Genomic DNA, 18,555 nt, shown 5'->3' on the forward strand with positions numbered 1-18,555 from the left:
GAAAAAACCTTAATAAAAAGACTGGATACCGTGGTCAAGCCTACTACTGTACGAACGTTTAAATAAAGAGGTAAAAATTCTGTCATTCCGTGGCTACGACCACGGAATCCAGCTTATAATATCATAAAAAGATTCTAAAATAAGTCTAATATGGCTTTATTTTCCTGGATGCCGTGATCAAGTCACGGCATGACACAGCCTTTTTTCAACGTTCGTACAGTAGTGGGTCAAGCAACGGTATGACACCGAGCCGTTACTCATTTATATCAGCATCAACGCAGGACTCTCTATAAATTTCTTGAATGAGGATAAAAATTGAGCGCCGACAGCTCCGTCAACGACTCGATGATCGGAAGAGAGAGTAACATCCATAATAGTTGCTATTGTCACTTGATCATTTACTATTATAGGACGTTTTGAGCTAGCTCCTACTCCTAGGATACAACTTTGCGGCGGATTAATAATAGCACTAAAATTTTTGATACCGTACATACCGAGATTTGAAATACTAAACCCTCCCCCCTGAAATTCGGCAGGAGTAAGTTTATTTTCTCTAGCTTTTTTTATTAACTCTTTCATTTCACGAGATAAATCAATAATATTTTTTTGATCGGCATTTCTAATTACCGGCGTAATTAAACCACCCTCAATTGCTACCGCCACTGAAATATCGATATTGTTATAATATTTAATTGCCTCGTCTTGCCAGCTGGCATTTGCAGCCGGGACTTCTTTTAAAGCTTTCCCTACCGCTAAAATAATAAAATCATTTACGGAAATTTTACTATGGTTTTCAGCCCCGAACGACTTATTAATATCCTCTCGTACGATAAGTAACTTATCGACATTACACTCAATAGATAAATAAAAATGCGGTATTGTCTGCTTTGAGTCAAGCAAACGTTTGGCTATAATTTTACGGATATTATTATTCGGGACTAGATAATATTCTTCTTCACTTCTTCTGAAAACCTTATTATTAGCTGTAACAGAAACATTAGAAGCTAATACGTCTTTCTTGACAATCCTGCCGTGGGGACCGGTACCTTTAATGTTTTTAAGACTAATATTATCGATAGCAGCCAGCCTTTTCGCAAGCGGTGAAGCAAATATCCTGTTATCATTGCTGTTTTCTGCAACCTGTATGTGCTTTTCTTCCGAATAATTTTTTTCTTCTACGTTATTAGATAACGGCGGCGGTGATTTCTCTACTAATTTCACAGTAGAGTTATTTTTAACAAAGTCGGCAACTACGGAAAGCTCTTCACCTTCTTCAATCAAAACAGCAATAAGGGAATTTACCGGTACGTTTTCCACGCCTTGCGCTATAACTATTTTAGCAAGAATACCTTCGTCAACCGCTTCTACTTCCATAGTTGCTTTATCGGTTTCGATTTCGGCGATTACATCACCGGGGTTAACGTTGTCCCCTTCTTTTTTTAACCACCTGGCGATATTGCCCTCAAGCATAGTAGGGGATAAGGCCGGCATTAAAATTTTGATTGGCATAATTTAATTTTAAGATTTAAGAAATTCGTCATGGCGAGGCGGCATAGCCCGCCGTGGCCATCCAGGCTATCCCGAATGTAATGAGGGATTTAATTAGAATACTAAACAAGTTTAGTATAAAATATATTTAACTGGATTGCCACGTCGATGCTAACGCATCTCCTCGCAATGACGGTTTTGGTATCCGCGTAACAACGCATTCTTACAATAACTTCTGAAGTATTCACATAACAACATTTATTTCACTACCACTTTAACGTCGGGGCTTACGATCATAATAATTTGCTTACCTTCCATCTTAGCGGGCTGATCAATCTTTGCTAGTCCTTCTAATTCTATTTCAATACGTTCAAATAATTTTTTACCGAGTTCATTATGAATAATTTCCCGACCTTTAAACCATAAAGAAATTTTTACTTTATCGCCGTCTTTCAAGAACTCTTTTATTTTACGCACCTTAACGTCAAAGTCGCCCTGACTAATATTAGGCTTAAATTTCATTTCCTTAAGTACGATAATTTTTTGCTTTTTACGTGCTTCATGTAAACGCTTTTTACTTTCATACTTAAATCTACCGAAATCCAAAATCTTACACACGGGCGGTTCCGCATTGGGTGAAATCTCCACTAAATCGAGACCGGCTTTTTCAGCTTGCTCCATTGCTTCCCTTATACCCACAATACCGTGCATTTCACCGTTTTCGCCTACTAAACGAACTTTGCTAGCTCTAATTTCTCTATTCGCTTTAGGAAAATTATTTTTACCTTTAGAAATAAACTTATCTCCTATTATTTAAAATGTTATACCCAACCAATTTGAAGAGTTACGATTTATATCATTCCCGCCTTCGCGCGGCGTTGTTGCATGGCTAATAATTTACCGTATTGTGGTTATTATAAGTACGGTGTCATACCGTAGCTTGACACCGAAACACTTTGCAAAAATTCGAGCCATACAACAACGCCTACAGCTTCTCGCAATAACGGCTTACGTTTTTGCTCCTTAAGTCAACACCCCTGCATCTTTAGCTAGAATGACACCGATAAAGTAGGAAAACAATAACACTAAAACCGACTCTTCATTTCTTATGAGTAGTATTATACTACTCGCATATAACTTATTCTATATCAAATTACAAGTTAAATAGCATCATATTATTTTATTTGCCTGTAAAAATTATGAATTTGTGTAATTTTTACTTTTTATATATTCATTTTTCTTGGTAATTTTTTGTGAACAAATTATTCCAAAACCGATAATAAATAAAACTAACACTCCGGTAACTGCAAATTCTTTAAGTAACATGAGGAATATTATCGAGCTTAATAAAAATATTCCAAACACAAGCGCACAAATTTTACTTATTTTTGCGTTTTTTTCATAAGCTTTTAAATTTTTTAAATCTAGATCATGACGGTGAATTTGTTCTTTTTGCGCCATATTTATTAGCTTCTCTAAAGTACCGGGGTGAAGATTTTCATATTCGGACATTACATCAATCGGCGGTAAAATATGTTGAAATTTTTTACGGTAAAAATTATTGTCTAGCTCACGCGAGTTTAAAGGTTTAGAATATCCTTTATTTAATCTATTATTTTTTGTAAAAAAATTTTTAGTCTCTTTCATATTCATTTCTATTTTTTGTCACTTCTTATTTTTTGAAACGAGCAATTTAGATCATCTTCAATTATTTTAAAATAATCAACTATATGTATTTCTTTTCTTTTTCTTATAGAATTTTTAGTAATGCTGAACATATTTATAATATCCCGCAAAACAAGTCTTATAAAATTATAATCGGGAATTAAAGGCTCACCCCTAAAATTTATAGCATTATTAAATTTATTGCAACAAGTTATAAATTTTTTATCGCAACCGCTAGTGAGCCGTGTATTCTTGGTAGCTTTAACATTTTCCGGTATAATACTCTCAACTATAATCAAATCACCTAAATGATCAAGGATTTTACTACTAAATAAATTATTACCTAACTTGACTTCCCCGCCTCTATAATATCCACTTTCCTTATCTAAATTTGATATAGTAAAGCTTTTCTTAAAAAATTCTTTTACGTTATAGAGCGAGCTATATAAATTTTTATCTACAGTGCATTTATTATCGCCGAAACTTGCTCGACAGGTTTTACTAAAACTATTAATTATGGTTTTATTGTATTTTACCGTTTCAGGCTTTAAATGCATTTTAAAGTTTAAATCATATTTGGTGTAGATACTACAATAATATGTTATAAAATGCTCGAAAATATCGTTAGTATATAATATTATTTTTACTGCCGCACCTGTTAAATCCATAAACTTCTCTATCCCGCCGCTTTCAAATATTCCTTCTACGGTAATATAATTTTGCGCAGAATCGTTAAACTCCCCTTGTTTTACAAATAAACCTGAATTCGGAAAAAAACTTATATCACCGTTTTTAAGCAGCTTATCGCTACTTGTTAGATATAGCTCTTTTCCTTCAGGTAATTTAATTTGAAAACAATAAGTAAAATTTTGTAGTTTTGCAGTAATTTCTTCAATATTTTCGGATGATAAAATACTCATAATATCACTTCCGTTAATTCTATAGTTGATAATTCAATAGAGCCGTCACTGCAATAAGCATATTCAAAACTATCGCTTTTGAACCTTACGGCTACGTCAAAAATAAAGTCGGCAGTTAAAGTTTGCCCTAGCTCTAGAGTTTGCGGCAAAGTAATTATTCCTTGAGTATAATCTGCAGTATAGTCGGTTTTTACATTATTAATATATAGATTTATACTTCCTTCCACGGGTTTAGTAATAGCGCGGCTATATGGCAAAATAGGATCGTCATATAATTTGCTTAAAACAAATTGTTGCAAATTACCGTCTCCTTTAGCAACAAATTCACCGCTTACTTTATAATCTGCATAATCTCTAAAGCGAAAAGCAAAATTACTACCCCGTCTAGCCTTAAAAAAGCTATTAAAGTGATTGAATTCGCCAGCACTTAACCGACAATCTTTAATTAAATATTTTTGACAAGCATTCATGCGGTCTAAATGCCGAACTTCTCTCCCCGACATAGTTAAAACATGAGAAGTTGAAAATTCCGCCTTCCCCACGGCAAAAACTTCTATAAATTCCGGCATACGTATATTATGAAAATTCATAAATCTACCTCATTATTTTCTATGTGACAAAGGAGTTATATCTTTTTCAATCAATGAACGAAACCCCGCATTCATATCTATAAACCACCTTTTTACATCAATTTTTATTGATATATCAGATTCTTCCAAAACATTTTGCAAAGCAAATAATTGCTCATCACTAATATTTTCCATAATACAAAGATCAAGATCAGAGAATTTTTTGTAATTATCCTTAACCCGTGACCCATAAGCATAAAATTTATACGGATATTTTTGTAATATAGAGCGTAATATTAATAAATCTTGTTTATCAAGATGGATCATTATACTTCTCCAAATTTCTTAAAAGTTCATTTACCGCATTTGAAAAATCATCAAAAATACTAATCACTTTTTCAACATTTTCTTCATTATAAGTATGAACAGTAATATTACGAATTTCAATAAATTTAAACCATATGCGAGGATCTGAAATTAAACCGCTAACGGCAGCCTCACGAAATATTTCTTTTAAAGTATAAGGAGTTTTGCCAGCTTTTTCGCAAAAACGCTTCATTATTTTCCAGCTCAATTCATAACAAAACTCAAATGCCTTAATACTACCTGCTTTATTTTGCTCCGTGTCTAAATGCAAGCGAAACTCTTCAAACTTATTGCTCGCTCGAAGTAAACTACTAATATCGATCCCCTCAATTAAATGTGTCATAATCTATACCCTTATAAAATGAAGAATTGATATACGAAGTTCAACTTGGAAAAGAGCAAGGAGCCTGTAAGCCGAGGAGCGGAGCGTACTCTTGTACGTGAGCATCTGAGGACTTACAAAGGCGACGATGCCAATTTTTCAAGTTCAACGAGTATACCTCATTATTTTTTGCTTTAACAAAGCTTGGTAATTTATTATTAGTTTTGTACTAATCAAGTCATTACTATCTTTGAATTTCATATTACCCGCTTTTATACCCGCTAATATATAATTTTGTAATTCAAATGAATATACGGCTATTTTATTAATAATTTTGTCCGCAAGCTCTAGCGAAATATTACGATTCTTATCATTAGCAAAAATACATATTTCAAATTCTATCCTCGAAATATTTTGTTTCAAATTTGCCATATTATCAACATTTAACATATTAATTAGCAAAAACGGATATTTTGCATCTTGCATAATAGAAAGATATATTTGATCAATGCTTTGCCTTATTTCATCTTCATTGGCGAGTAGCTTATATAAGCTTAATTGAAAATCACCGATAACATCATGATACATATATTTCTAACGCTATAATATTTAAAAATTTACTTTTTTCATCAACATTAATAATACGTTTAATTTCAAATTGCCGTTCCTTAAATAAAATACGCATTTTAGTAGTGACGTTCTTTATGAACCTAATTTTAAAAAGAAAAAACCCCTCCGTTACTACATGCCCGAAATTTATATTCTCTAACGCAATAAATTTATTATCGCATAAAGGTTTTATTTCGGCATAGACAGTTAACTTCTCTTCCCATCGATCTTTATCTATAGAACTTGCGGCAAAATTCTCTAAAAACTTAATTTGATGCTGAAAATTCCTTACTATTGATTTTGTCATTTTATTACCTATTAAATTAAGTAGGGTGTCATGCCACGGCTTGTACCTGCGTTGTTGCATGGATACCCAAAACGTCCTCGGTGTTATTCCCTCGAAGGCGTTGTTGCATGGATGGTTAAAATCGCTTAAAACTTGTCATATCGTGGCTTGACCCACTACTGTACGAACGTTGAAAAAAGGCTGTGTCATGCCGTGACTTGATCACGGCATCCAGGAAAATAAAGCCATATTAGACTTATTTTAGAATCTTTTTATGATATTATAAACTGGATTCCGTGGTCGTAGCCACGGAATGACAGAATTTTTACCTCTTTATTTAAACGTTCGTACAGTAGTGGGCTTGACCACGGTATCCAGAAAAAATTAAAAAGCCTGACTGGATGCCGTGGTCAAGCCACGGCATGACATCGCGGTACTTTTAAAGAATACCCAAAATATAGCAATTTTCGATCCATGCAACAAAGCCTTCGCTCGCTCGCAATGACGATACAACTATTGACACAGTATTACCTAAATTTGAATATTCCTATACGGCAGGTATAAATTTTTTACTTCCTGCGATAAGCCAACCGAGTTTTGCCCCTGACGATCATACATTTCGGCAATATGCAGCATAATTCCATGTTTTACCGAATGAGGAATATTGTTATCGTCAAAGCCGCTAATATATTCTACGGTCAGCTCCTTACTCGCCAATTCCTGCTTTAACCTTAAAATACCATTATCAAAAAAATAGCTACTAGCCTCTTGCTCTTTCCCTTGTATTGTTACCTTCAATATTTCTTTTATAGGCTGATATTTTAGAGCAAAATTATTTTTACCTTGAATGTTACAAATAAATTTTACATATTTTGAGATAAAATTTAGCTTAGTAAAATTTTCTGCTGCCGTGATTGCTGCATCAATTAGCCCTAATATTAAATCATCGTCATAACCGCCTTCAATTCGCATATAATTTTTTACTTGTTCTAAACTCCATATTTTTTGCGGAAATATTTTAATAATTTGAAAATTATTTTTGTGAAACATAGCGAATTCAACTCCTCCTTTGATGATGTCATTCCCGCGTAGCAATAGCTTTGTTGCATGGCTCGATAAAAGCAGCAGTATGTCATTCTAGCTAAAAGCGGGAATCTAGAAAAAACACTTTTAAGTCATCCTGAATTTATTTCAGGATATCTTTTAATAGATGCTGAAACAAGTTCAGCATGACAAAAGAAAGCCTGGATTCCCGCTTTTAGCTAGAATGACATACGGCACTTTTTTAGAGCCATGCAACAACGCCTTCGGTCGCTCGCAATGACGTTTGCAGTATCAACGCAACAATGCCGCCACGGGGTTGACAATTTAACCAAACAACCCAAGCTTAATAGCCTCAGGATTTACTACGTCGCCCCCTACTCTTTTTACTGCATAAAATTTAACAAAAGGCTTTTCGGTATAAGGATCACGCATAATATTAATGCCGCTGCGATCGACTATTTTATACGCTGCTTTAAAATCACCGATCGCAATAGCGCATGTATCTTTGCCGATCGGTTTCATATCCGAACAGCAAATAACCGGCACACCGAAAATAGTTTGTTTAAACGAATCGGAAAGTGATTGCTGCCAAATAAAATGCCCGTTATTATCTTTTAGTTTTTGTATTTCCGATAATGTCACACGATTCATTAACAACGTCGCATTCGCTAAATATTCTTCCTTAAGAGAATTAATAAAATCTAATAATTTTTCCGGAGTGACTTTGTTACCCATCTTAAATTTTTCTATTTTGTCATGGTCAGGCGATAAGATGCCTTTCGGTTTTTTTACTCCGTCACCGTTAATAAAAGCGTCATTCTCCATTTTGACAAAACTATCACGCAAACGCTCCGTTAGCCAATTTTCTACCCTAATCGTTGCATCGTCAAGCAACGCTTGGCTTGCTTTCGGCTGCGCATAAAGCTCATGCACAAAAATTCTTTGTTGTTTTAATTTTGCTGACGACGTTTCTTCTCTTAACTCCACATCACCGACCCAGCCACTGGTGAATTTGCCGTTTTCGCTTATCACGTCAAGGGCACTGGTAGAAATTGTTTCAATTGAAGCTATTTGCCTCATCGGCGAACGAGCATTAATCTCACTAATAATGCTATTATATAAAGTTTGCAATATTAGCACGCCGCCTTCTTCGGCATTACTATTTAAAGATGATGATTTTTGCATTAGCAAGTCTTCATTTCCTTTGCGTATATAATCAATAAAAGCAGTTTTATACTCGGTATCTTCGATATTTAAGCCGGTCGGTCTTGCTAGAAAATTTTGTATACTATGTATTTTTTCTTGCAACTCATTAATTTTCTGGGCATTAATTTGATCGGTGATTACATCTTTGGTTACTATATTTTGCTCCATATTATCCTCTTGTTTAGTGATATATAAAATTTTAGCATTATGGTTGGCAGGAAAAGTTACGATACTTACCTCCACAAGCTCCGCTTCGGTAATTACTCGTTGCTTTACTTCGTTATAATTTGACATTTTCACGTAAAACCCAATAGATAAGCCGTCTATTGCTCCTTGCTTTATTAACTCTATTGCTTCACTACCGGCTTTAACTTTATTGTTAATTACGGCTTCCATCTTTAGACCGTAATCATCTTCCGATAGATACGTAATAACCCCTATCGGTTTTTTGCTATCATGCTGCCAAAGAAATCTAACATTACTATGATTTACTGAAGCAAAAGCTCCTTTAACGATTAAATCGTTATGATGATCCGCAAGATTATAAACGCTTGCATAACCGACAATTACCACTTCATTATCGGTAGCCGACTTTATTATCATATTTTGGAAAGTTTGATTGCTATATATTATTTTTTTCATATATTACCTTTAATTGTAAAAGTGGCGTTGTTGCATGGCTCAAATTTTTGCAAAGTGTTTCGGTGTCATACCGTGGCTTGACCCACTACTGTACGAACGTTGAAAAAAGGCTGTGTCATGCCGTGACTTGATCACGGCATCCAGGAAAATAAAGCCATATTAGACTTATTTTAGAATCTTTTTATGATATTATAAGCTGGACTGAAGTGGTCGTAGCCACGGAATGACAGAATTTTTACCTCTTTATTTAAACGTTCGTACACTAGTGGGCTTGACCACGGTATCCAGAAAAATCTTAATAAAAAGACTGGATGCCGTGGTCAAGCCACGGCATGACACCGTACTTATAATAACCATAATACGGTAAATTATTAGCCATGCAACAAGGCTTGCAGCGGCTCGCAATGACGGATTTAGGTATTTTCTGAGCCATACAAAAAAACCGTAAAAGCTAAAGATAATATATATGAAAAATGGATAGCACTAAGTGGTACAAGCAAAATACGTAAAAAATAGTTTGTACTTTGATATATTACATTATATTAATGGTATATACTGCTAATAAATGAAGGGTTAGAAATGTCACCCCGTGGCTTGACCACGGGATCCAGCCTTTTTATTAAAGGTTTTTCTGGATTCCGTGATCAAGTCACGGAATGACATCGGAGAAACTCTTAAACTCAAAACGCCCCTTAATAAAAATCAAAACAATGCTCCTAAAGAAAATTTTTAAAGATTATCGATTATTTGAAATATTAATTTTAGGAGTAATTAGCGGAATGCCTATTGCTATAATTTTTTCTACGCTGGGAGTATGGCTTAAAGAGTCGGGAATCGACATTGCCGTTATTACCACCTTTGCCGTTGCAAGATTATCATATTCTTTAAAAGTATTTTGGTCGCCTTTAATCGATAGTTTTAAAGTGCCTTTGTTAAGTAAATTCGGTCACAGAAAAGGCTGGCTTATATTATGCAGTAGCCTAATCGCCCTAGTGTTAATTACTATGAGCAGCGTTAAACCCTCGGCTTCTTTAACTTTACTATATTTTTTAACGATAGCACTAGGATTTTTATCCGCCACATTTGATATTGCCGTTGATGCTCTTCGTATTGATAAGTTTGATCAAGAAACACAAAGTTTAGCGAGCGCAACTGCCGTACTCGGTTACCGAATCGGTATGCTTATTACCGGTGCCGGTGCTTTATATTTTACAGAAATAACCGGTGATGATTGGCAAGCAACATTTCTTGGGATGGGTATCATTTTTGCTATTGCAACAATTTTTATAATAACCGTAAAAGAAAAAGAATTGTTAAGAGAAAAAATTAATATTATTTCTTTTACGTCCTGGGTATACGCGGTAATTAATCCTTTTAAAGAATTTTTTACTCGAAAATTTGCGGTAACTATCCTCTTAGCGGTAATATTTTTTAAACTAGGCGATGCGATGCTTGGCGCTGTTGCCTCGCCCTTTTACATAGAACTAGGCTATACAAAAGGACAAATAGCCGTAATTGTTAAATTTTACGGACTGCTTGCAACGCTAATCGGCGGTTTTGCCGGCGGGATTGTAATGTATCGCCTTGGAAATTTCAAAGGGTTAATTATTACCGGCATAGCCCAAAGTCTTACACATTTTGCATTTATCTGGCTTAATCACCAAACGCCGTCTTTTGAAGCATTACTAGTTGCTATTTCTATAGAAAATTTTGCTTGTGCTATGGGAGCTACTGCATTAACTGGCTATATCGGCAATTTATGTAATAAAAAATATTCCGCTACACAATATGCATTACTTAGTAGTGCTGCCTCTTTATGTAACAATACGGTCACTATTTATGCCGGCAAATTAGTAAATATACTAGGATGGGACGGGTTTTTTATATTAACTATAATTTTAGCCTTGCCTGGGCTTGCTATATTAGTTTATCTTAATAAGAAAGTAGAGTTGAGTTAATGTCATTCTAGTTCCTTGATCACGGCATCCAGTCTTGTCATGCTGAACTTGTTTCAGCATCTAATTAAAATATCCTGAAATAAATTCAGGATGACTATAATTTTTTACAAAAAAAAATTCTATGTTAAAAAAAACTTTATTATCTTTTATTGTTTTTATCGTAACTTTTATTGCGCCGATAAGCGAAGCGAAAAAAACTATCAAAATTTCGCCGAAACCCCCTATTCAAACTAGCTTAGTAGTTGATGCAAAAACCGGCAAGGTTTTACATGCTCAAAATGCTCAAATCAGAATTTATCCCGCTTCTCTAACAAAGCTTATGACTTTGTACTTAATGTTTGAAGCAATCGAAACCGGCAAGTTATCTCTAAATAAAAAATTAGTCGTATCAAAAAAAGCTGAAAACATGGCTCCGTGTAAACTTGGGTTAAAAGCCGGTGAGACTATTACCGTAAAAGAGGCAATTATAGCTTTAATCGTGAAATCCGCTAATGACGTCGCAGTAGCCGTAGCGGAGAATATGAAAGGCTCAGAAAAAGATTTCGCTCATTTAATGAATGTTCGCGCACATCAATTGGGCATGAAAGATACTTATTTTAAAAATGCTTCCGGCTGGCATGATCCTTTGCAAAAAACTACGGCCAGAGATCTTGCAAAATTAGCATTGGCATTACAAAAAAATTATCCTTCATTCTATCCTTTATTTTCAAAAACCAGTTTTGTTTTTAGAGGTAATACGGTATATGGTCATAATAAAATTACTCAAAATTATCAGGGTGCCAACGGATTAAAAACGGGTTATCATACCCCTGCCGGTTTTAATTTAGTAACTACTGCCTCTAGAAACGGCAAATCTTTAATCGCCGTAGTTACCGGCAGGAAAACTGCCCTTTCTCGAGATAAACAAATGATCGGGTTGTTAGATCAACATTTTAACGTTGCTCCATCTAAGCCTTCTATTAAACTTGCCTCTAATAATAAATCCAAAGCTAAGAAACTAGGAAAGAAAAAAGTTATACGTAGTTAAAAGTGTATTAGCACCTAGAACTGTGTCACCCCGTGGCTTGACCGGCGTTGTTGCATGGCTTGATCTTCCCCCGTCATTGCGAGGAGGGCATTGTTGCGTGGATGGTTAAAATCACTTAAAACTTGTCATACCGTGGCTTGACCCACTACTGTACGAACGTTTAAATAAAGAGGTAAAAATTCTGTCATTCCGTGGCTACGACCACGGAATCCAGCTTATAATATCATAAAAAGATTCTAAAATAAGTCTAATATGGCTTTATTTTCCTGGATGCCGTGATCAAGTCACGGCATGACACAGCCTTTTTTCAACGTTCGTACAGTAGTGGGCTTGACCACGGTATCCAGAAAAAATTAAAAAGCCTAACCGGATACCGTGGTCAAGCAACTAGATGACAGTTTTAACCTTTTTCACAACAAATTCTTTATTTGTTCTTGTTGCAATTTTTCTTCTTGCTCCAATTTATCTAAAAATTTTTTATAAAAATTATCCGTTACATATGTAAGTTCCATATCAAAGCTAATCTCCGGGGCTTCAAGTATTATTGAACAATCACCGTCCGTAAAAGCAGCGCTTTTACTTCCTTCCGGCTTTATATCTTGTTTTACTAACATATATTTATTTGTTAAAGCGGTATAAAATTCTTCAAACCGGTTTTTATCGATTGTTAAAATTACGGCTTCTACAATGTTAAAATCATTACATATTACTAAAACCTGCGATATCTTTTCTAAATTAATATCTTTAATATCTATAAAATAATTATATCCTTGCCAATAATTAGATTCTTTTTTAGTAATTTTATATTTTTTCATTATGTCGGTTATCGTTGCTTTATTTAATTCGAGTCCGATAGGAACAGGTATTGCATAAGAATTTATATAAAAAAATATAACAAATACAAAAAATGAAATTTTAACAAACATGTGCATAATAGACTTATTTTACGCACCTTAAATAACATAAGTAATAGTAATTTACAATTAAAAATTGCTTAAAGAGTAATAATTAAAATTATTATTAATGAAAAAATGAAATTTTTGGTTATTATAAGTAGGTGTTGTTGCATGGATCAATTTCACTTCGTCATTGCGAGGAGGGACAAAGTCCCGACATGGCAATCCGGTTTTTGTCATGCTGAACTTGGTTCGGCATCTATTGTAGTATATCCTGAAATAAATTCAGGATGACTTAAAGTATTTTTCTAGATTCCCGCCTGCGCGGGAATGACATACTGCTGCTTTTATCGAGCCACGCAACAACGCCTTATAAGTATGACTCCGGATAAAACTTAATAAGCAGCCTATAAATATTATTTGCTATTTTTACTAAGATTCAGTAGGTTCTCTGACGGTTATAGATCATTTGATACAGCTAAATTCAGAAAGCTTCAGACAAGAGGAATTTAAGGGAGAGCTAAGCTACCGTACTAGAGTACGTGAGCGCAGGCGAATCCAGAAAAATTCGCTTGTATCAAGCGATCGAGATGACGCTGTAGTTATTTTTGGCTTTTTTCATGATAATCTTTAGTATAGTTTTCTTTAAAACCATTTCCGTATTGCTAAGCGTAGTAATAGGCTTTTTAGCAGGTAAATACTCAAATGTTGAGAAAGATAGTATTTCTTCTTTATTATTCTATTTTATCTCACCTATAGTATTTTTTACCATTCCCGCTAGTACTACCCTTACACTTTCTGCCTTAAGCGTTACGGTCGTGACGTTTATCATTGCTACTTTGCTATCGCTATTTTCTTATTATTTCTTCGGTAAATTCTGGCAAGATCATACACGTAACATTATAGCATTATCGGCAGGCACGGCAAATGGCGGTTATTTTATGCTGCCGATAGCTGCCGCTCTATTTGACGATTATACTTTAGGTATCTATATGATGGCGGTAATAGGCGTGAATATTTATGAATCTTCGATTGGGTTTTATATTTGCATGCGAAGTTTTGCTAATACTACGGATAGTATTTTAAAAGTAATAAAACTTCCTATTTTAAACGCTTTTTTATTAGGATGCTTATTTAGTTTTTGCGGTCTTACTTTACCGGATTTTTTAGATGATTTTTTGTATAATATGAGAGGGGCCTTTTCTATACTAGGCATGGTTATGGTCGGTCTTGCCCTATCAAGCCTTAAAAAATTTGAAATAGATATAAAATTTACTCTTGCTACTTTCACGGCAAAATTTTTATTTTATCCACTCGGCGTAGGTATTTTTATTTTATTTGATCATTTTATTACCGGATGGTATAATAATGATCATTATAATGCTTTAAAGCTGCTTTCTACGGCACCGCTTGCCGCGAACACTATAGTTATAGCCAACTTACAAAAATTTTATCCTGAGAAAGTGGCAGCTACAGTTTTTTTATCTCTACTTTTCGTAGTAATATATATGCCGACTATGGTAAGTATATTTTTAAATAATTTAAATTAACCTTTTAAAATAAGATTTTAAAAATATCGGTAGCATAAATGCAAACAAATTCAATCAAAATCGGTCCTTATATTAATTGGCTATCTGCGCAATATATTCCGTCGCACAAAATTTCTTATCTTGAATTCGGTAACCATAAAAACCCTAACATAATAGTGTGCGCACATGGTTTAACTAGAAATGCTCATGATTTCGATAAAATTGCCGAAGGGTTAAGTAATAACTTTAGAGTGATTGCTTTAAGTTATCCGGGACGCGGCGATAGCGAAAATTTTGAAATGAATAAGCATTATAATTATCATGTCTATGTTAAAGATACTTTGCTTTTTCTAAAAAAATTAAATATCAAAAGACCTATTTGGCTTGGCACCTCAATGGGTGGTATAATCGGTATGGTACTTGCAAGTAAATATAAGAATATTTTTAAAGCTATGATATTAAACGATATCGGTCCGTTTATTTCTTCAGCTCCTTTGGTTAAAATCGGCAAATATGCTAAAAAAACTGTTATTTTTGATGATTTAGATAGTGCAAAACAACATTTAAAGGTTATTTATTCCCAAATCGGCATTAATAACGAAGAAGATTGGAATTATCTAACTAAATATAGTGTTATCCCTACACTCGGCGGCAAATATAAAATGAATTACGATTCCGGCATAGTTCATAGCATGGCAATTGATGATACTAAATCAAAAGATGTTAATATGTGGATGATATGGCACAGAATAGTATGCAAATTACTAGTTATTCATGGAGTAAAATCTGATATTTTGACCAAATCCACTATTGAAGAAATGCAAAAAACAAAAAACTTTGATCTTTATGAAGTAAGCTATGCAGGTCATACTCCTTCTTTAATGAATGTTGATCAAATTAATTATATAAAATCATGGTTGGAAAAGGTTTAGTATACTCTATGGTTATTATAATATGGTTGTTACAAGTACGGCGTCATACCGTGGTCAAGCCCACTATTGTACGAACGTTGAAAAAAGGCTGTGTCATGCCGTGACTTGATCACGGCATCCAGGAAAATAAAGCCATATTAGACTTATTTTAGAATCTTTTTATGATATTATAAGCTGGATTCCGTGGTCGTAGCCACGGAATGACGGAATTTTTACCTCTTTATTTAAACGTTCGTACAGTAGTGGGTCAAGCCACGGTATGACACCAAACGTTTTACAAAAATTCAAGCCATACAACAATCCTAATAAAACAACAAAATACATATTATGACAATTACAACTAAAATATTAATAATAGGTTCAGGGCCTGCAGGACTTAGCGCAGCAATTTATACGGCAAGGGCAGCCTTAAAACCGATATTAATCCACGGCAGTCAACCTGGCGGGCAGCTTACTATTACTACCGATGTTGAAAATTATCCAGGCTTTGCGGAAAGCGTGCAAGGACCGTGGCTTATGGAACAAATGACGCTGCAGGCAAAGAATGTCGGTACTGAGATTATAACCGATTATGTTGCAAAAGTTGATTTATCGAAAAGACCTTTTTTAGTTTTTACCGGCTCAGGTACGGAATACGAAGCAGAGAGTATAATTATTTGTACCGGTGCGGAAGCGAGATGGCTTAATATTCCTTCAGAAAAAAAATTTCAAGGATTTGGCGTATCGGCTTGTGCTACTTGTGACGGGTTTTTCTTTAAAAAGCAGGAAGTAATAGTAGTAGGCGGAGGCAATAGTGCCGTTGAAGAAGCATTATATTTAACTAACCATGCAAGTAAAGTTACCGTAATACATCGCCGTAACAATTTTAGAGCCGAAAAAATATTACAAGAAAGGTTATTTCAAAATCCAAAAATATCGGTGATTTGGGATCATATCGCCCATGAAATAATCGGTAGCGAAAATCCAAATGCGGTCACGGGTGTAAAAATTCAAAATGTTCATACTAAAGAGATAAGCTTAATTAATTGTAGCGGGGTATTTATAGCTATCGGTCATAAACCTAATACTAATTTATTCAAAGGACAAATTGAAATGGATAGCGATGATTATATTATCACTAAACCGAATTCAACTAAGACTAATATAGAAGGAGTTTTTGCCGCCGGCGACGTACAAGATAAAATTTTTAGGCAAGCGGTTACCGCCGCAGGAACCGGTTGTATGGCTGCCCTTGAAGCAGAAAAATTTTTAAATAGGTGATGTTATTTTCGTATAATATTGGTGTGTGGATACCCCAAACGTCATTGCCGCGCTCCTTTTAGTCGCGGCGTTGTTGCATGGCTCGAAAATTAATAAAAAACCCGTCATTGCGAAGCCACGAAGCGGCTGCGGCAATCCAGGCTATCCCGAATGTAATGAGGGATTTAATTAGCATACTAAACAAGTTTAGTATGAAAATATGTTTATACTTGATTGCCACGTCGGCATAAATGCCTCCTCGCAATGACGATTCTGGTAGCCATGCAACAACACCTTTAGTCGCTCGCAATGACGATTTTGGGTATTATGAAGATAACAAAGACTAATTTTGAAAGTAAAAATATAAAATGGCACGCAATAAAGTTAATAATGAATCAAAAATAGTAAATCTTTCTAATAAGGAGGAAGATAAAGCCCTACCTGTACCTAGAACTTTACCGTCAAATGTTCAAGCCGAACAAATGCTACTCGGAGCAATTTTAACTAATCACGATTCTTTAAACTACGTATCGGAATTTTTGCGCGTCGAACATTTCTTAGAGCCTATTCATCAAAAAATTTATAATGCAATTGAAGTAATTACCGAAAAAGGTTTAATAGCCACTCCTATAACTCTTCGTAGCATGCTACACCAAGATGTTTTATTTCAAGAAATAGCAGGAGTCGAATATCTTACCAAGCTAGTGACCCTGGCGATGATGGTAATAAATCCGTTAGATTACGGCAAAATAATATATGATTTGGCGTTAAGACGTAACTTAATCCAAATCGGTGAAGAAGTAGTAAATAACGCTTATAATGCTTCTTTAGATTTGGATGCGCCTCAGCAAATTGAACATGCGGAAGTAAAGCTTTATAATTTAGCAAGTGAAGGAATAAATGAAAAAAGCTTTATAAAAATAGGTACGCCTATTTCTGAGTCGTTAGCTAGTATTAATAGAGCTATGAAAAATAGCGATCACGTAATAGGCGTCCCTACCGGTTTGAGTGATTTAGATCAAACATTATCAGGGTTTCATAATTCAGATCTTATAATTCTTGCCGGTCGCCCTTCAATGGGTAAAACGGCATTTGCCGTAAATCTAGCAATTAATGCCTGCAAAGCAATGCAGTTAAAAAATACCAAACAACAGGAAGAAATGCAGTCCGTAGGTTTTTTCTCGTTGGAAATGTCTTCGGAACAACTTACCACGCGTTTGCTGTCAATGCATACGGAAATTAATTCTTCTGCGCTACGTACCGGACATCTTAACGAAGAGAATTATAATAATCTCCGCACTGAGGCGGCAAAATTATCTGAATTACCGTTTTTTATCGATGATAGCGCAGCTTTGTCAATTTCTGCTATTCGCACACGCGCAAGGAAAATGAAACGAAAGCATAATCTTGGAATATTATTTATAGATTACCTGCAATTAATTAGAGGAGTCGGTAAATCCGAAAATAGGGTAAACGAAATTTCAGAGATTACCCAAGGTTTAAAAGCAATAGCCAAGGAGTTAAATATACCGGTTATCGCTTTATCTCAGTTATCGAGAGCCGTGGAGCTTAGAGAAGATAAAAGACCGATGTTATCAGACCTTAGAGAATCAGGAACGATTGAACAAGATTCGGATATAGTAATGTTTATTTACCGTGAAGAATATTATTTAACAAGAAAAGAACCGTCTGTAGGTGATGTAAAACACCTTGAATGGCAAGAGAAACTTAATAAAGTTTATAATATTGCCGATATTATAATAGCCAAACATCGTAACGGCAGAGTCGGCAATGTGCAGCTTCATTATGATAGCCAATATTCTAAATTCAGTAATTTAGCAAAAAATCTTTAAGCAC

Annotated in this window: 22 protein-coding genes and 2 pseudogenes; 9 read left to right on the plus strand and 15 right to left on the minus strand. The window is 34.8% G+C overall.

Features of this window, described 5'->3' with window-relative positions:
- Window positions 1–261: 261 nt before the first annotated feature.
- From AAGD64_RS07715 to AAGD64_RS07780, 13 genes and pseudogenes are all read right to left on the minus strand, one after another.
- Window positions 262–1,509 carry a pyruvate dehydrogenase complex dihydrolipoamide acetyltransferase gene (locus tag AAGD64_RS07715; RefSeq protein WP_341792995.1) on the minus strand — a complete coding sequence of 416 codons (1,248 nt, stop codon included), beginning with the start codon at window positions 1,507–1,509 and terminating at the stop codon, window positions 262–264.
- A gap of 101 nt (window positions 1,510–1,610) precedes the next feature.
- Window positions 1,611–1,736, minus strand: a complete 126-nt coding sequence (locus AAGD64_RS07720) for a hypothetical protein (RefSeq protein WP_341792996.1) — start codon at window positions 1,734–1,736, stop codon at window positions 1,611–1,613.
- Window positions 1,737–1,746: 10 nt separating this feature from the next.
- Window positions 1,747–2,301, minus strand: coding sequence for a translation initiation factor IF-3 (infC, locus tag AAGD64_RS07725; RefSeq protein WP_341794181.1), 555 nt, complete (start codon window positions 2,299–2,301; stop codon window positions 1,747–1,749).
- 516 nt (window positions 2,302–2,817) lie between these two features.
- Window positions 2,818–3,135: pseudogene (locus AAGD64_RS07730) on the minus strand (DUF2335 domain-containing protein); the annotation flags it as partial.
- A gap of 8 nt (window positions 3,136–3,143) precedes the next feature.
- On the minus strand, window positions 3,144–4,073 hold the full coding sequence (locus AAGD64_RS07735; RefSeq protein ID WP_341792997.1) for a DUF2163 domain-containing protein: 930 nt from the start codon (window positions 4,071–4,073) through the stop codon (window positions 3,144–3,146).
- Window positions 4,070–4,663, minus strand: coding sequence for a TIGR02217 family protein (locus AAGD64_RS07740; RefSeq protein ID WP_341792998.1), 594 nt, complete (start codon window positions 4,661–4,663; stop codon window positions 4,070–4,072). Before AAGD64_RS07740 ends, AAGD64_RS07735 begins: the two co-directional genes overlap by 4 nt.
- A 12-nt stretch (window positions 4,664–4,675) precedes the next feature.
- Window positions 4,676–4,969: a nucleotidyltransferase domain-containing protein gene (locus AAGD64_RS07745; RefSeq protein ID WP_253308569.1), complete on the minus strand. Its 294-nt coding sequence runs from the start codon at window positions 4,967–4,969 to the stop codon at window positions 4,676–4,678.
- The gene (locus tag AAGD64_RS07750; protein ID WP_341792999.1) at window positions 4,956–5,351 is read right to left on the minus strand and encodes an HI0074 family nucleotidyltransferase substrate-binding subunit; all 396 of its coding nucleotides are present in this window, start codon (window positions 5,349–5,351) and stop codon (window positions 4,956–4,958) included. Before AAGD64_RS07750 ends, AAGD64_RS07745 begins: the two co-directional genes overlap by 14 nt.
- 144 nt (window positions 5,352–5,495) lie before the next feature.
- Window positions 5,496–5,918: a hypothetical protein gene (locus AAGD64_RS07760; protein ID WP_253308566.1), complete on the minus strand. Its 423-nt coding sequence runs from the start codon at window positions 5,916–5,918 to the stop codon at window positions 5,496–5,498.
- Entirely contained in the window at window positions 5,908–6,306 is a 399-nt protein-coding gene (locus AAGD64_RS07765; protein ID WP_341793000.1) for a phage head closure protein, read from the minus strand. Before AAGD64_RS07765 ends, AAGD64_RS07760 begins: the two co-directional genes overlap by 11 nt.
- Window positions 6,307–6,756: 450 nt before the next feature.
- On the minus strand, window positions 6,757–7,275 hold the full coding sequence (locus AAGD64_RS07770; RefSeq protein ID WP_341793001.1) for a head-tail connector protein: 519 nt from the start codon (window positions 7,273–7,275) through the stop codon (window positions 6,757–6,759).
- Window positions 7,276–7,593: 318 nt separating this feature from the next.
- Entirely contained in the window at window positions 7,594–9,117 is a 1,524-nt protein-coding gene (locus tag AAGD64_RS07775) for a phage major capsid protein (protein ID WP_341793002.1), read from the minus strand.
- Between the two features lie 295 nt (window positions 9,118–9,412).
- Window positions 9,413–9,550: a hypothetical protein gene (locus tag AAGD64_RS07780; RefSeq protein WP_341793003.1), complete on the minus strand. Its 138-nt coding sequence runs from the start codon at window positions 9,548–9,550 to the stop codon at window positions 9,413–9,415.
- A 277-nt stretch (window positions 9,551–9,827) separates the two neighbouring features.
- On the opposite strand from AAGD64_RS07780, the gene AAGD64_RS07785 reads away from it, so the two are divergent.
- Complete coding sequence (locus tag AAGD64_RS07785) at window positions 9,828–11,075, plus strand: AmpG family muropeptide MFS transporter (protein WP_253308562.1); 1,248 nt, start codon at window positions 9,828–9,830, stop codon at window positions 11,073–11,075.
- A 121-nt stretch (window positions 11,076–11,196) separates the two neighbouring features.
- Window positions 11,197–12,102: a D-alanyl-D-alanine carboxypeptidase family protein gene (locus AAGD64_RS07790; RefSeq protein ID WP_341793004.1), complete on the plus strand. Its 906-nt coding sequence runs from the start codon at window positions 11,197–11,199 to the stop codon at window positions 12,100–12,102.
- Window positions 12,103–12,512: 410 nt separating this feature from the next.
- On the opposite strand, the gene AAGD64_RS07795 is transcribed toward AAGD64_RS07790, so the two are convergent.
- Window positions 12,513–13,028, minus strand: coding sequence for a hypothetical protein (locus AAGD64_RS07795; protein ID WP_341793005.1), 516 nt, complete (start codon window positions 13,026–13,028; stop codon window positions 12,513–12,515).
- Window positions 13,029–13,169: 141 nt separating this feature from the next.
- Here AAGD64_RS07795 and AAGD64_RS07800 point away from each other — a divergent pair, with 141 nt between their 5' ends.
- The 4 genes and pseudogenes from AAGD64_RS07800 to AAGD64_RS07815 all read left to right on the plus strand — a co-directional run bounded on the left by AAGD64_RS07800 (window position 13,170) and on the right by AAGD64_RS07815 (window position 15,459).
- On the plus strand, window positions 13,170–13,292 hold the full coding sequence (locus tag AAGD64_RS07800; protein ID WP_341793006.1) for a hypothetical protein: 123 nt from the start codon (window positions 13,170–13,172) through the stop codon (window positions 13,290–13,292).
- A 178-nt stretch (window positions 13,293–13,470) separates the two neighbouring features.
- A pseudogene (locus AAGD64_RS07805) lies at window positions 13,471–13,599 on the plus strand (palindromic element RPE3 domain-containing protein); the annotation flags it as partial.
- A 19-nt stretch (window positions 13,600–13,618) separates the two neighbouring features.
- Complete coding sequence (locus AAGD64_RS07810) at window positions 13,619–14,548, plus strand: AEC family transporter (protein WP_253308558.1); 930 nt, start codon at window positions 13,619–13,621, stop codon at window positions 14,546–14,548.
- 38 nt (window positions 14,549–14,586) lie between these two features.
- The gene (locus tag AAGD64_RS07815) at window positions 14,587–15,459 is read left to right on the plus strand and encodes an alpha/beta hydrolase (protein ID WP_341793007.1); all 873 of its coding nucleotides are present in this window, start codon (window positions 14,587–14,589) and stop codon (window positions 15,457–15,459) included.
- 159 nt (window positions 15,460–15,618) lie between these two features.
- On the opposite strand, the gene AAGD64_RS07820 is transcribed toward AAGD64_RS07815, so the two are convergent.
- Window positions 15,619–15,783, minus strand: a complete 165-nt coding sequence (locus tag AAGD64_RS07820) for a hypothetical protein (protein ID WP_341793008.1) — start codon at window positions 15,781–15,783, stop codon at window positions 15,619–15,621.
- A 3-nt stretch (window positions 15,784–15,786) separates the two neighbouring features.
- Here AAGD64_RS07820 and trxB point away from each other — a divergent pair, with 3 nt between their 5' ends.
- The 3 genes from trxB to AAGD64_RS07835 all read left to right on the plus strand — a co-directional run bounded on the left by trxB (window position 15,787) and on the right by AAGD64_RS07835 (window position 18,551).
- Window positions 15,787–16,719: a thioredoxin-disulfide reductase gene (gene trxB / locus AAGD64_RS07825; RefSeq protein ID WP_253308556.1), complete on the plus strand. Its 933-nt coding sequence runs from the start codon at window positions 15,787–15,789 to the stop codon at window positions 16,717–16,719.
- A 77-nt stretch (window positions 16,720–16,796) separates the two neighbouring features.
- Complete coding sequence (locus AAGD64_RS07830) at window positions 16,797–16,949, plus strand: hypothetical protein (RefSeq protein ID WP_341793009.1); 153 nt, start codon at window positions 16,797–16,799, stop codon at window positions 16,947–16,949.
- Between the two features lie 117 nt (window positions 16,950–17,066).
- Window positions 17,067–18,551, plus strand: coding sequence for a replicative DNA helicase (locus AAGD64_RS07835; protein ID WP_341793010.1), 1,485 nt, complete (start codon window positions 17,067–17,069; stop codon window positions 18,549–18,551).
- The last annotated feature ends 4 nt before the right edge of the window (window positions 18,552–18,555 follow it).

It is taken from the genome of Rickettsia endosymbiont of Ceutorhynchus obstrictus (assembly GCF_964026565.1).
Lineage (GTDB): Bacteria > Pseudomonadota > Alphaproteobacteria > Rickettsiales > Rickettsiaceae > Rickettsia.